The 13890-nt window shown below is 43.4% G+C and carries 14 protein-coding genes; all 14 read right to left on the bottom strand.

Going from position 1 to position 13890, the window contains the following annotated elements; genetic code table 11:
• Positions 1 to 3 precede the first annotated feature (3 nt).
• Positions 4 to 1821: a DNA primase gene (gene dnaG, locus NSQ26_RS02850; RefSeq protein WP_499719070.1), complete on the bottom strand. Its 1818-nt coding sequence runs from the start codon at positions 1819 to 1821 to the stop codon at positions 4 to 6.
• Between the two features lie 27 nt (positions 1822 to 1848).
• Entirely contained in the window at positions 1849 to 2307 is a 459-nt protein-coding gene (locus NSQ26_RS02845) for a YaiI/YqxD family protein (RefSeq protein WP_090775891.1), read from the bottom strand.
• 284 nt (positions 2308 to 2591) lie between these two features.
• Positions 2592 to 3410 carry a pyruvate, water dikinase regulatory protein gene (locus NSQ26_RS02840; RefSeq protein ID WP_090776001.1) on the bottom strand — a complete coding sequence of 273 codons (819 nt, stop codon included), beginning with the start codon at positions 3408 to 3410 and terminating at the stop codon, positions 2592 to 2594.
• Positions 3411 to 3466: 56 nt separating this feature from the next.
• Entirely contained in the window at positions 3467 to 4111 is a 645-nt protein-coding gene (ccpN, locus tag NSQ26_RS02835) for a transcriptional regulator CcpN (protein WP_090775890.1), read from the bottom strand.
• Positions 4112 to 4127: 16 nt separating this feature from the next.
• On the bottom strand, positions 4128 to 6212 hold the full coding sequence (gene glyS, locus NSQ26_RS02830; protein WP_499719069.1) for a glycine--tRNA ligase subunit beta: 2085 nt from the start codon (positions 6210 to 6212) through the stop codon (positions 4128 to 4130).
• Positions 6202 to 7092, bottom strand: a complete 891-nt coding sequence (gene glyQ / locus NSQ26_RS02825; protein WP_090775888.1) for a glycine--tRNA ligase subunit alpha — start codon at positions 7090 to 7092, stop codon at positions 6202 to 6204. The genes glyS and glyQ overlap by 11 nt, the downstream gene beginning before the upstream one ends.
• A 346-nt stretch (positions 7093 to 7438) precedes the next feature.
• Positions 7439 to 8212, bottom strand: coding sequence for a DNA repair protein RecO (gene recO, locus NSQ26_RS02820; protein WP_090775887.1), 774 nt, complete (start codon positions 8210 to 8212; stop codon positions 7439 to 7441).
• A gap of 27 nt (positions 8213 to 8239) precedes the next feature.
• On the bottom strand, positions 8240 to 8380 hold the full coding sequence (locus NSQ26_RS02815; RefSeq protein WP_090775886.1) for a YqzL family protein: 141 nt from the start codon (positions 8378 to 8380) through the stop codon (positions 8240 to 8242).
• Positions 8381 to 8536: 156 nt separating this feature from the next.
• Positions 8537 to 9451 (bottom strand): GTPase Era, encoded by a 915-nt coding sequence (gene era / locus NSQ26_RS02810; RefSeq protein WP_090775885.1) that lies wholly within the window; start codon positions 9449 to 9451, stop codon positions 8537 to 8539.
• Complete coding sequence (locus NSQ26_RS02805) at positions 9441 to 9842, bottom strand: cytidine deaminase (protein ID WP_090775884.1); 402 nt, start codon at positions 9840 to 9842, stop codon at positions 9441 to 9443. Before NSQ26_RS02805 ends, era begins: the two co-directional genes overlap by 11 nt.
• A gap of 13 nt (positions 9843 to 9855) precedes the next feature.
• Positions 9856 to 10242 carry a diacylglycerol kinase family protein gene (locus NSQ26_RS02800; RefSeq protein ID WP_499719068.1) on the bottom strand — a complete coding sequence of 129 codons (387 nt, stop codon included), beginning with the start codon at positions 10240 to 10242 and terminating at the stop codon, positions 9856 to 9858.
• Positions 10217 to 10693 (bottom strand): rRNA maturation RNase YbeY, encoded by a 477-nt coding sequence (gene ybeY, locus NSQ26_RS02795; RefSeq protein ID WP_499719067.1) that lies wholly within the window; start codon positions 10691 to 10693, stop codon positions 10217 to 10219. The genes NSQ26_RS02800 and ybeY overlap by 26 nt, the downstream gene beginning before the upstream one ends.
• Positions 10694 to 12838: an HD family phosphohydrolase gene (locus tag NSQ26_RS02790; RefSeq protein WP_090775881.1), complete on the bottom strand. Its 2145-nt coding sequence runs from the start codon at positions 12836 to 12838 to the stop codon at positions 10694 to 10696. It abuts the gene before it with no gap.
• Between the two features lie 74 nt (positions 12839 to 12912).
• Entirely contained in the window at positions 12913 to 13890 is a 978-nt protein-coding gene (locus tag NSQ26_RS02785) for a PhoH family protein (protein ID WP_245701180.1), read from the bottom strand.

The raw sequence follows: 13890 nt of genomic DNA, 5'->3' as shown, positions 1-13890 counted from the left end.
AACTTAGCTGCTGGCAAATTCATTCTTTAATCGGAGTGACTCTTCCTGCAATGCTTGGGCAAGCTTTGCCGCAGCTACTGGGTCCTCTGCTTGCTTAATCGCTTGTTTCTGTGCAAGTAATTGTGCCCATTTTGGGTATTGTTCAATCCGCTTTATATAATCGCGAAATGCCTCATCGCTACATGGTTCCTCTAATGGCTGTACTAATAATTCAGCTGCAAGACGCGCAAGGTCGCGATCCTCTAGCTCGGCAATAAAAAGATCCATATTTGCTCCAGGTGTTCGTGACACAAATGATAATAAATACGCATATAACGCTTGATGCGCATCAATATTAAACTGTCCTGTTAATTGGGTAGACACACGCCATACCATTTCAATATCGCGCAACATATAACCGAGTAAAGCCCTTTCTGCCTGCACATATGCTGCTGGTAAGCGTATATTAGATTTTCTTTCAGACGGCGCCTTAGCAAACGAATTTTCTTCTTTTCGCTTTGCCTGTGCCACCTCTTTTCTAAAACGCGTCTGTTCCTCGCGAAGCACTTCTATTGATAAGCCGAACTCATCTGCTAGTTGGCGCATATAATATTCACGTGTGACTGCTTGCGGATACTTTGCTAAATCCCGCATTACTTCTTCAATATAGCGTAACCGATCTCCTTCATTTTGAAGATTTTTCCCAATCCTACGATCATGCATACGAAACATCATAACCGACATCAATTCTTTTTCCAAATGCAATCGAAATGACTGTGCGCCGTGATGAGCAATAAATCCGTCTGGATCAAGTCCGTCTGGTAACAAACATATTTTCACTTCACACCCTACACCTTCAAGCACGGAAATCGCTTTACGTGTTGCTTCAAGCCCAGCCTGATCACCGTCATAACAAAGAACAACTTGCGAAACATTTCGCCGCAACAATGTCGCCTGTTCAATTGTCAGCGCCGTACCAAAAGTCGCAACCGCATTTGTAACACCTGTTTGCCATGCAGCAATGACATCAAACGCTCCTTCAAATAAAATCACTTGGTCACGCTGTCTCATACCTGACCTTGCATCATGCAAGTTAAACAGTGTCTTCCCTTTTTGAAACAATGGGGTTTCTGGACTGTTTAAATATTTGGGCTGGTCAGCGCCAATCGCCCGACCACCAAACGCAATGACCTGTCCTTTGCCATCTTTCACAGGAAACATGAGGCGATGCCGAAATAAATCATAGTACCCTTCAGCTTGTTTTCTTGCGGAAAGCAATCCACATTGTGCCATGAGCGAGAGAGACCACTTCTTGTTTGAAAAAATCGTCGTAAGTGCCTCCCAATGGTCCGGTGCGTAGCCGATTTGAAAGTGCTCAAGTTGTGCAGCAGATAACTTTCTCTCCTCTGCATACACCCGTCCAGGTGCACCTTCTTCAGTCATGCGTAATACATTATGATACGTTTCCGCCGCGAGCGTATGCGCTTCTTTCATCACCTGGAGATCAGCGTGCATACTTGTCTTATGAGTGGTATTTTTTGTTGCTTCTGGCAGCGCAATACGTGCCCTACGCGCCAAATGATGTGCCGCTTCGGTAAAATGCCAGCCTTCTATTTCTTGCAAAAAGGTAAACACATTGCCTCCTGCACCGCACCCAAAACAATGATACAACTGCTTCTCACTCGAGACAGAAAATGATGGTGTCTTTTCGTGATGAAATGGACAAAGTCCACTATGACCACGCCCTTGCTTTGTGAGCTGGACATATTCACCAATCACTTCTACAATGTCATTTGCCCTACGAATCTCAGCCAATTGCTCATCCTGTATTTTATCCACCATGGGCAATCACCAAATCCTTTCGTACGCTCACTCACCATCCAGCAAAGAAGCCAAATTTTGTTTAAAACGATCCCGCTCAATTGCTGTAAATTTTTTCGGCCCCCCGCGTACTTTCTTTCCTGATCGTCGCTCCTTTTGTGAAAGGTAGCGCGACTGTAACATCTCATCCATTGTTTTCTCGTCGTAACGATGTCCACGTGGAGAGACGACGTACACTCCTTTCATCAGTAAGAGCGAAGCGAGACCATAATCTTGTGTCACACATACGTCAGTCTCTTTAACTGCTGCTAAAATATATAAATCAACAGCTTCTTTATGACAATCTACTTGCACAATTTTTATATGTGCTGGTGCGTTTAGATCGTGGGCATAGGAACAAACAAACACCACGTCACATTCATACGTCTCACACAAAGAAATAATTTCTTCTTTTACAGGACACGAATCAGCATCTACATATACAATTTGGTTTCTTTTTGTTCCCATAACTATATCTTTCTACACCATGACGAGTATTTCCTTCCTAACTTGACGAAAACAAAAAAAATATGTCGAAGGCACCATTTTTATGCTTCCTCTTCTATCATTGCCAAAAAAACAGAAAAAAGTCTTGACTTTTCCATATTTATTTGCTAGATGCGCCCAATATACATACACATCATTAAAAACAATCACAAGTACCCATTATACTGAAAAGTAACGGGTTTGAAAAGACGTCATTTCACGCGTGTTTATAAATAGATCTATTTAAAGGACTACCACTTCATCCTTTATCCTTTTTTCCGAAACATATCAGAAATCATATTTGCTGTTTCTTCAACTGCCTTTGTTGAAACATCGATGATGGGACATTGAATTCTTGCCATCACACGTGATGCATAGTCCAATTCTTCCTTAATACGGTTCATATCTGCATATTTGGCTTCCGTTTTCAAACCTAATGCTTTTAAACGTTCAGCACGAATGCCATTTAACTTTTCTGGACTAATTTTTAAACCGACACATTTTTTTGGTGAGATATGAAATAACTCTTCTGGTGGTTCCACCTCGGGTACGAGCGGAACGTTAGCTACTTTAAACCGTTTGTGCGCTAAATACTGTGAAAGTGGGGTTTTAGACGTGCGAGACACACCAATTAATACGACATCTGCTAAAATAATCCCTCGAGGATCACGACCGTCATCATACTTTACCGCAAATTCGATCGCTTCGACCTTACGAAAATAATCTTCATCTAAGCGATGAATCAATCCCGGTTCATAACGAGGCTCTTCATTTGTCAATTCATGGATCTTCGCCAACATTGGACCAATGATATCGACCGTTTCCACCCCAACTGCCGCCGCTTCTGTTAATAAAAAGTGTTTCATTTCTGGGATCACAAGCGTAAATGCTATGAGTGCATCTTCTTCTTGAGCAAGCTCAATAATTTCTTTCAATGTTCCTTTGTCTTCAACGTAAGGAATGCGACGAAGATCGACGCCCGCTTCACTAAATTGGCTCATTGCCGCTTTGGCAACAAGTTCAGCCGTTTCTCCAACTGAATCTGAAACGACATATACGACAAGGCGTTCACGGCTCTTTGTCATCACTGGATTCATCCCCTTAAAAAATGAACTATATGTTCTACTATCACTATTTCATCTCATTCAAAATCATTATTTGCCAAATCAACCAATAGCGCGGTCAAATTTGTTTTCGTTACGCGTCCAATGACCTCATATCCTGATCCTACAGCGACTTTTTTCACAATAGGTAATCCATCTATTTGTCGTGTCATTAACGTTTGTGCGACTTCAATGATTGCATCTTCCTTCTGACACATCGCGATGTTAGGCATGCGGGACATCACGACACTCACTGGGGTTGTTTCTAACGACCCCTCGCCTAAACTTGCGCGCAAAAGGTCTTTTCTAGAAGCAACACCAATTAATGTATTTGATTTATCCACAACGAATAAGGTGCCACAGTCCTCTAAGAACATCGTACAAATCGCTTCATATACAGATGATGACGCTGAAACGAGTACAGGACGTGACTGGTAATGGGCAACTGTAATATCTTTAATTTTATCTGACAACATTTGCCCGCCTGTTTTCCCTGTATAAAAATAACCAACACGTGGTCGTGCATCCAAATATCCGGACATCGTTAAGATGGCCAAATCTGGACGAAGTGTCGCCCGCGCCAAAGAGAGCCGCTCAGCGATATGCTCCCCTGTTATGGGGCCATTCTCTTTCACAATGTCAATAATTTGTTGTTGACGCTTCGACAGTTCGATTTGGATCACCTCTCTTTTGCCTTACTCACGTAGGAAGAACGAGTTGCTGAAAGTCAGCAAAAGCTTCTATCGACTGTGCCAGCCGTCGCAACAATGCCAACCGATTGTGACGGATGCGCGCATCGTCACACATGACCATCGTGTCCGCGAAAAACGCAGCAATTGCCGGTTCACACGCTGTTAATGATGCAAACGCTGCTTTCACATCACGTGCCGCTAAAGCTTGACCCATCTCTTTTTCGACTTTCAACGTTGCTTGACATAACATACTTTCTGACTCATTTTCAAAAAGATCATTTGACACTTCCTCGTCGTGTGTTGCTTTTGTTGCTAAATTTGTCACACGTCGAAACGCTTCTACACTCTTTTTAAATGTCGCGTCATCCACCTTTTCTGTGAGCAACTGGCTTTTCGCAAGCATTGTTTCTACATCCGTTTGTGGAGCTTGTAGCACTGCATCGACCACGTCATAGCGATTTCCGGCTTCAGTAAAAGCGTATTTCAAACGTGTCTCAAAAAATGTTAAGAGCGTCTCCTTTGTTTCTTCGACAGACGTAGTCATAAATCCTTCTTTTGAGGCAACTTCCAACGCATAATCAAGTAATGTATCCAAATGTAGTCGGGATTTATAGGCAAGTAACAGGTAAACAACGCCACTTGCTTGTCGTCTCAGTGCATAGGGATCTTGAGAACCGGTTGGAATGAGTCCAATTCCAAAACATGATACAAGCGTATCTAGGCGGTCTGCTAACGCAAGCATTGTTCCCGCTGCACTTGTTGGCGTCACGTCTTTTGCAAACCGTGGCAAATATTGCTCATAAATGGCTGTTGCAACTGCTTCCGCCTCACCTGCTTTCAGCGCGTACACTTGCCCCATTCGTCCTTGTAGTTCTGGAAATTCACCTACCATATTCGTCACAAGATCAAATTTGCTCATTGCTGCAGCACGACGCACCGTCTCTTGTTCCGCTTCTGATAAACCACTTTGTGCTGCTAACCATGTGGCTATCGCGGTCGTGCGCGCCACTTTCTCGCCAATTGTCCCAACTGATTCGTGAAAAACAATGTGATCAAGTTTCGCTAATGCATCTTCTATTGAAAGGTTCCCGTCTTCTTCATAGAAAAATTTCGCATCTGCCAAGCGAGCCCGCAACACTTTTTCATTACCCTTCACCACTTGCGCGATAGATGCATCGTTCCCATTGCGAATGGTCACAAAATAAGGAAGCAACTGACCATTGGCGTCTGTAACTGGAAAATAGCGTTGGTGCTCACGCATGGTCGTTACAAGCACTTCTTTTGGCAAAGATAGAAATGCTTCATCAAACTGACCTGCAAGTGCCGTTGGATATTCCACTAAGTTCGTCACTTCTTCCAACAATGCTTTGTCAATTGGAATATGCCAACCATTTTTCGTCATCAGTTGTTCTAATTGCATACAAATGCGCGACTTACGCTTCTCTACATCAACCATGACATATTGCGCTTCTAACTTTTCTACATACTCATCCGGAGAGTGTAACGTGACTTCCTCCCCTAAAAAGCGGTGCCCCTTTGTATGTCGGTTTGTTGAAACGGCTGTGATTGAAAAAGGGACAACGTCTTCTCCATAAAGCGCCACAAGCCATTGAATCGGGCGCGCGTAACGTAAATCATACGTATGCCAACGCATATTTTTCGAAAAATTAAGGGACGTTACGATATCTTTTAGCTCAGGCAAAAGGGAAATCGTTTCTTTTCCAGCCGTAAATGTATTGGCAAAAATATATTCGACATCTCCAACGTGCTTGACTTGAAGTGCTTGCGCCTCGACGCCTTGACCGCGGGCAAACCCAAGGGCCGCTTTTGTCCATTCACCAGAAGCATCCATCGCAATCCTTTTTGCCGGTCCACGTACTTCAGCAGTGACATCTGGCTGCTTTACAGCAAGTGCCTCAACAATGACAGCCAAACGCCGCGGTGTCGCGTACGTCTCGACTTTTTCATATGACAATCCTTTGTCATCCAGCCATGCGCGCACTTTCTCACCGAGCTGCTTCACAGCCGGTACGACTTCTCGTGCTGGCAATTCTTCTACACCAATTTCTAATAACAATGGCTTATGATTCATGTGAGGAGCCCTCCTTCTTTAACATCGGAAAACCAAGCCTTTCTCTTTCATCATAATAGAGACGCGCTGCTTTCCGCGCAAGCGTACGTACACGCCCAATATATCCAGTTCGTTCAGTGACTGAAATCGCGCCCCGTGCATCAAGCAGATTGAACGTGTGCGAACATTTGAGAATGTAATCGTACGCAGGAAAGACAAGTCCTGCCTCAAGTGCACGCGTCGCCTCTGTTTCATACGTCGAGAACAGCGAAAACAACATCTTCGTGTCCGACACCTCGAACGTATATTTAGAATGCTCGTACTCTGGCTGATGGAAAATATCACCGTATGTAAATTCATCGACCCAGGCAAGCTCAAACACATTTTCCTTGTCTTGAATATACATCGCTAACCGCTCAAGGCCATACGTAATTTCGGCAGAGACGGGATTCGCTTCCATACCACCTACTTGCTGGAAGTACGTAAATTGCGTGATCTCCATGCCATCTAACCATACTTCCCAGCCGAGGCCTGCACAGCCAAGCGTCGGATTCTCCCAGTTATCTTCCACAAAACGAATGTCGTGCGCTAACGGATCAATACCTAACGCCCGCAAACTATCTAAATAGAGCTCCTGAATATGAAGCGGCGATGGTTTCATAATGACTTGGAATTGGTGATGTTGGTATAAGCGATTTGGATTTTCTCCGTAACGCCCGTCAGCAGGACGGCGCGACGGTTCCACATAGGCCACGTTCCATGGCTCAGGGCCGATTGTACGTAGCAATGTATGCGGACTCATCGTTCCCGCCCCTTTCTCTATGTCATAGGCATTCATAATGATACAGTTTTGCTTTGACCAAAAAGATTGCAACGTTAAAATCATTGACTGAACATCCATTGATTGTCCTCCTTTATTAGGGGCAGTAGACGACAAAAAAACTCGCCTCTACGCCCATGTGGCATAGGGACGAGCAGTTTGCCCGCGGTTCCACCCTACTTATCGACCGGAAGTCAAAAATCAGTCGCCCGAGGTCGGATGATGCCCTTTTGTTCCGACTTCTGGTCTCTAATTCCTGACTGCTGGATGGTCGATCACTTTATCCGATTATGCTCGGGAATTGCCTGTACACTTGCTTTGATGTCCTAGCTCACACCACCCTAGGATCGCTATGCATCAAGTGACGCAAACGCTCTTTTTTCCCTCAGACGCACCTTTTCGTTGTTTGCTCATTATAGTCGCTTTTTTAATCATTGTCAAGCGTGAAAAGACGTGGATCATACCGCTCTAGTTGCGTAATAAACCCCCGTGTCTTTAAATGAATCCCTACATATTCGTCGTAATACATATGCAACATTGTACGGAGTCGCTTCTTTGTGCTTGCTGAAATTGAAATTGTGCCGATCTTGTTTAAGTCGACATAATAAAGTGTACGTAACAACTGGGCAAAGGTAATTGATATTGGATAAGCATGCTGATCACGGTACGCGCAAGTGACACATAAAAAACCTGCCTGTGTAATCGAAAATACGGTTGGATCATGAGTGTCTGAACGACAAACCGCGCAATAATCCAACACAGGTTTTGCGCCGGCGACCGTTAACATTTTCAAATCGACGATACGTGCAATCACTTCACCATCGTATCCTGTTTCAAGTTGTTTTAGTGCGACAATAAGCCAGTCAAATACATGCAAATATATCCGCCGCGCTTCTGTAAGTTTATCGACTAACTCTACCATGTATGCGGCATACGCAGCTTTTGTCATATCCATATGGATTGTTTTAAACGACTGCAACACATCACCTTGACTAAGTGATGGCATGCCTCGTCCTTGAAAAAACAAAAACGACCCATATACAAATGGCTGTGTCACTGCTGAAAAACGGCTCGTCCCTTTTTTGGCCCCTTTTGCTAACACAGCCATCTTCCCATAAGACGTTGTATACAATGTCACAATTTTATCTGTCTCTCCGTAATCAATCGATTTCAGCACAATGCCGTCGACTTTTTTTAACATGACCTCTCCCTATATTGGTGCGGGTTTTTAAAGAGGAGAAGGACCAAGTGAGCCGGTTTCACTTGTGTTATTTTCAAGGTCTTCTCCGTTTTCCTCTAGCTCTTTCAATAACAAATACATGTCTACATTCCCTGTCTGCGAAAATACTTTCCATAATAGCTCAAGCATTAAAAGCCACCCTTTCATTTCCTAGGTTCTTTTACAAACGCACCGTCTTTTACGGGGCGACCCTTTGCTTGTTATGTTCACCTGTAGACGCACGTATCATGCTATGGAAAAATTGTTAATTCCCCACCCTTGACTTTTTCAAAATTACGTGCCTGCTTACGAATAGTCCTCTTCATTAAAACCAAAATCGCGTAGTTGTGCAGGACGATTACGCCAATCTTTTTGCACCTTCACCCATAATTCTAAAAACACGCCCGAACCAAGCAAGGCTTCAATATCTGCACGTGCAAGCTGACCGATCTCTTTCAACATTGCCCCACGCTTCCCGATAATCATTCCTTTTTGCGAAGAACGCTCGACAATGACCGTCGCTCCTACATACACTTTTCCATTGTCCCGCCGCTTCATTTGTTCAATAACAACCGCGATTGCATGGGGAATTTCTTCGCGTGTTAACTGCAACACCTTCTCACGAATGAGCTCGGAAACAATGAATCGTTCTGGGTGGTCTGTCACTTGGTCAGCCGGATAATATTGAGGTCCTTCTTTCATATAAGACACAATTTGTTTCATCAGTGTTGGGACATTCTCACCCTCCAGTGCTGAAATCGGAACAATTTCTGCAAAATCATACCGATCCTTATAAGATGCGATCATATGAAGCAATTCATCTGAGGTCACCTTATCAATTTTATTAACGACCAAAAATACCGGCTGGTTCGTTTCCTGTAAACGTTCGAGAATATATTGTTCACCCGGGCCGAATTGTTCATCGGCAGAAATGACATATAAAATGAGATCGACTTCACGTAACGTATTTTTAGCCACTTTCATCATGAAATCACCGAGACGATGTTTCGGCTTATGGATCCCTGGTGTATCAATGAAAATAACTTGCACATCAGCATCCGTATACACGCCTTGTACTTTGTTTCTCGTTGTTTGTGGTTTGTCTGACATGATTGCAATTTTTTGACCGATCACATGGTTTAATAACGTCGACTTGCCGACATTCGGTCGACCGATAATCGAGACAAAACCTGACTTAAATGATTGTTCCTTAACGCTCATACATGTCCTCCGCTTTAAAAAATCCTGGTAATAGTGCTTGAACAGTTGTTTCTTGCCAATCACCTTGTAAGTTCCCTAAATAAACAGGCATATCCGGCGGACAAAGCTCAACTAATACTTGACGACAAGCCCCACAAGGAGAAATTGGTTCATCGGTATCGGCGACAACTGCGATCGCTTGAAACGGCGCATGCCCCTCTTTGTATGCCTTGAAAAGTGCTGTTCGCTCGGCACAATTTGTTAAACCGTACGAAGCATTTTCAATGTTGGCACCATGTACAACTGTCCCATCAGCAAGTAACAACGCCGCTCCGACTGCAAAGGATGAATAAGGAATATACGCATGACGTCGTGCCTCCAGCGCTTGCTCCATTAATGCTTTCTTATCCATAAATATGCTCCTCTCAAAACAATTTTACAATTGGTGGGATAAAAATAAACAGACCAATTATTACAGCAAATAAACTGAACATAAACACCGCCGCAGCTGCAATATCTTTCGCCCGCTTCGCTAATGGATGATACGCTTCTACGACTAAGTCAACCGTTCGCTCGATGGCGGTATTCATAATTTCTAACGTAAGCATGCCCCCAATCACGAGCAGCAACACGAGCCAATGGGTTAGGGGAATAGCTAAATACCATCCCGCACATATGACAAGTGCGGCACTGACAAGATGAACTTGCATGTTTTGCTCATTTTTGCATACATAAACGAGCCCTGACATTGCATAACCAAAAGATCGAAACAGCCGACGAATCCCTTTACGATTGCGGTCTTCCAAGCCCATAAGATTGTAAAATCTCCTCCTGTCTTGTGAACATCTTTTTTTCATCCGTTTCATTCATATGATCGTACCCTAATAGATGTAAAAAACCGTGCACAAGTAAAAATGCAAGCTCTCGTTCATACGTATGCCCGTACTCTGATGCCTGGCGCTCTATATGCGGCACCGAAATAACGATATCGCCAAGCATGTCGCTCATCCCTTCAGGTAGAATCAAATCCACCTCTTCTTCACCATCATGTAAAGCGAAGGACAACACATCTGTTGCTTTGTCTAACCCGCGGTGTGTAGCATTTAAAGACTGGATCTCTTTTTCATCAACAAACGTTACAGACACTTCACTTAGACGACTGACATTTTCTTCTGCTGCTGCATGAGTCAATACTTGCTTAGCAATCGTTAATTGTGCTGAAGTCAGTGTGTTTGTTTCATCGGTTACTTCAATCTCTAACATTTACTTGTCTCCTTTTAACGTGTCTTCTGGGTACTCAATCCGTTGATGGAAAGTTCCTTTTAACGTCTCGCAGATTGATCGCTTAATCTTATTCAATTCCTTTAACGTTAAGTCTGATTCATCAAATTGACCATCTTCTAGCTTATCTTTAATGATTTTATCAACAAGGTGCTCGATTCTCTCCGGTGTTGGTTTTTGCATTGAGCGAACAGCTGCCTCCACACTATCAGCAATAGAGATGATCGATGTGACTTTCGTTTGTGGTTTCGGACCCGGGTAACGGAATTGGGATTCAGGTAATGGCTGATCGCTTTCTTCATTCGCTTTATGATAAAAGTATTTTAGTAAGCTTGTCCCGTGATGTTGTTCAGCGATATCAATGATCTCTTTTGGCATTTTATGTTCACGTAACAATTCTGCACCGTCATACGGATGTGAAATGATAATCGTTTTACTCAGTTGTGGAGAAATTTTATCATGAGGGTTTTCCCCCTTTAACTGATTCTCGATAAAAAAGTGAGGGCGTTTTGTTTTTCCTAAGTCATGATAATACGCACCCACACGTGCGAGCAATCCATTTTCACCGAGCACTTCACAAGCTGCTTCTGATAAGTTACCGACAACAACACTGTGGTGATACGTTCCGGGTGCTTCAATTAATATTTTTCTCAGTAACGGATGATTCGGATTTGACAACTCAATCAAGCGAGATACAGACAACACACCAAAACCTGTCTCAATAAACGGCAAAATTCCAATCGTTAGTACAGCAGCAATAAAAGCCGATAAGAATGCTGCGCCAAAATGTATACCAAATTCAACCCAATCAATATGAATTGTCTTGATCAACAAAAGTGTGAGTACCGTCACGATGTTCGCACAAGCGACAAAAAATCCTGCCCGCAAAATACGCGTGGCCCGATTTGTATGCTTTAAAAAGTAAATGGCACTTAAGCAACTGATAAGAATATATAAACCGTACGTAAACGCAAATGTCCCTGGAGAATCGTTGTTATAAAATACACTACCAATGATCGCAAAAATAAAGCTTGTCATAATCGCAATCTTAGGATGAATGAGTAGTGACAGTAACATCGCACCTGCAGCTGCTGGAACGGCATACCCTAAACCACTCTGATCAACCATTGGAGCCAAATAACTACATCCCTTTAAAATTAATAACATCATGACAAACACCATTGCAAACATGAGTAAGTGTGAATGGTTTGTCGCGACACTTGTTTGAGAGTCGTTTAAAAAATAAACCAACATCCCCACGATTAAAGATACGAGCAGCGCTAGTCCAATATAAGGATAAATAATCGGGGCATCATCTAACAAACCGACTAGCCGTAACTTTTCATACACAGGATGTGTGATCATGTCCCCTGCTTTCACGAGCAATTCCCCATCGCGAATCACTACCGGTTCAACTTCATCTGCGGCTTCTTTACGTAAACGTTCTGTAGCTTCTGCATCATATGTCACATTAAACGTAATTGCAGTATCCACAAGACCACTTACCGTTTCTCGCACGCCTGCCATTAAATTAGACACACTTGCCACTTGTTCTTTTGCCAGCTGCTTTGCCTCTTGCAGCTCACCGACGCGAATTTGTTCACTCATCGTTTCATAAACAGCACTTACCGCTGTATCTTTGGCAAGCTCGAATTGTTGATCGGGCGTATCTAACAAGACAGTCAACTGATCATCAGAAATCTCTGTGTTCATGCTATCTGAAAAATCGTTACGTATTTCCTTAATCTGATCCTTGACCGACATCTTCTTGTCGGCTTCTTTCGCTTCATCACGCACTTTAGCAACCACACTAAAAATCGTTTCTACATGTTGCCGACGCTCTTCTTTATAATTTTTCTTGTGCTTCATCTGTGATTCAATACTTTCTCTTGCTTCTTCACGCCGCTTTTCCGTCGCTTGTTTATCTTCCACTGTTACACGGGAATGAAGATCCTGTTCCGCAGGCGTTGACAATGCAATGTTTAAACGCTCAGGTATGATATTGTCAATCATCATGACATACATGATCACGCCAATGAGCGCGAAAATCACCGCTCGCGTATATGGCTGATGTTTGACTTTCGACCACCATCCAGACGCCGCAGAAGCTTTTTTCTTCTTTGTCATTTCATCACCTCCATTCAAGCGTTCAGAAATTGGTTGCCGGAGGGGAGCTCCGGGCTAACTCATTAAAATCCTTTCTAACTTCCCGCCTCAGACTCCTGACTTTCGCTCTCATACGCATGTAAAATTTGCTGTACCAACACATGACGAATCACATCACTTGCTTGTAAATATGAAAATCCAATGCCAGATACGTGCTTTAACTTTTCAGTAGCAGCTTTCAATCCCGATCGTTTTCCCTTTGGTAAATCAATTTGCGTCAAGTCACCGTTGACGACCATCTTTGAACCAAATCCTAACCGGGTCACAAACATTTTTATTTGTTCTTCTGTCGTGTTTTGTGCCTCATCTAAAATGACAAACGCATTTTCTAAAGTACGTCCGCGCATATATGCGAGTGGCGCCACTTCAATCGTTCCTTTTTCCATCAGTCTCGCTGTATGTTCTACACCTAAAACGTCATGCAACGCATCATAAATAGGACGCAAATACGGATCAACCTTTTCTTTCAAGTCACCCGGTAAAAAACCTAAGCTCTCGCCTGCTTCTACAGCAGGTCTTGATAAAACAATGCGCTCCACTTTGCCTTCCTTCAGTGCCGTTACTGCCATGACAACAGCTAAATACGTTTTTCCTGTGCCTGCAGGTCCGACACCAAAAACCATGTCCTTATTTTTGATGAGAGACACGTAATGTCGTTGTCCGAGTGTTTTCGCCTGGACCTCTTTTCCTTTAATCGTCGTTGTAATTTTATCACCGTATAGGTCATGTAAGTCATCCAGTTTCCCTTGCGCTTCTAATTGGACCGCATAGAGCACATCACGTTCCGTCAATTCGATTTTCTGGCTCACTACTTGGACAAGCGCTTTCAGCACACGGGTCGCCCGATCAACATTGCCTTTTTCTCCGGTTGCCAAAATCTCCTCTCCGCGTGTCACGAGTTGAAGGGATAATGCTTGTTCTAACTGGTGTAAATGTGCATCACCTGGACCATATAATGCTTGCGTCAACGCAGCATCTTCTGTATCTAGTTGGATTACAAATGCTTCTGACAA

Source organism: Bacillus sp. FSL W7-1360 (assembly GCF_038592975.1).
Classification (GTDB): domain Bacteria; phylum Bacillota; class Bacilli; order Bacillales; family Bacillaceae_D; genus Shouchella; species Shouchella lonarensis.
This window is presented reverse-complemented; position numbering and strand designations above follow the sequence as displayed.

What these genes read in the sequence shown, in the direction of transcription:
- dnaG (WP_499719070.1), bottom strand. Translation starts at nt 1,821, where the DNA reads ATGGTGGATAAAATACAGGATGAGCAATTGGCTGAGATTCGTAGGGCA.
- NSQ26_RS02845 (WP_090775891.1), bottom strand. Translation starts at nt 2,307, where the DNA reads ATGGGAACAAAAAGAAACCAAATTGTATATGTAGATGCTGATTCGTGT.
- NSQ26_RS02840 (WP_090776001.1), bottom strand. Translation starts at nt 3,410, where the DNA reads ATGACAAAGAGCCGTGAACGCCTTGTCGTATATGTCGTTTCAGATTCA.
- glyS (WP_499719069.1), bottom strand. Translation starts at nt 6,212, where the DNA reads ATGAATCATAAGCCATTGTTATTAGAAATTGGTGTAGAAGAATTGCCA.
- glyQ (WP_090775888.1), bottom strand. Translation starts at nt 7,092, where the DNA reads ATGGATGTTCAGTCAATGATTTTAACGTTGCAATCTTTTTGGTCAAAG.
- recO (WP_090775887.1), bottom strand. Translation starts at nt 8,212, where the DNA reads ATGTTAAAAAAAGTCGACGGCATTGTGCTGAAATCGATTGATTACGGA.
- NSQ26_RS02815 (WP_090775886.1), bottom strand. Translation starts at nt 8,380, where the DNA reads ATGCTTGAGCTATTATGGAAAGTATTTTCGCAGACAGGGAATGTAGAC.
- era (WP_090775885.1), bottom strand. Translation starts at nt 9,451, where the DNA reads ATGAGCGTTAAGGAACAATCATTTAAGTCAGGTTTTGTCTCGATTATC.
- NSQ26_RS02805 (WP_090775884.1), bottom strand. Translation starts at nt 9,842, where the DNA reads ATGGATAAGAAAGCATTAATGGAGCAAGCGCTGGAGGCACGACGTCAT.
- NSQ26_RS02800 (WP_499719068.1), bottom strand. Translation starts at nt 10,242, where the DNA reads ATGGGCTTGGAAGACCGCAATCGTAAAGGGATTCGTCGGCTGTTTCGA.
- ybeY (WP_499719067.1), bottom strand. Translation starts at nt 10,693, where the DNA reads ATGTTAGAGATTGAAGTAACCGATGAAACAAACACACTGACTTCAGCA.
- NSQ26_RS02790 (WP_090775881.1), bottom strand. Translation starts at nt 12,838, where the DNA reads ATGACAAAGAAGAAAAAAGCTTCTGCGGCGTCTGGATGGTGGTCGAAA.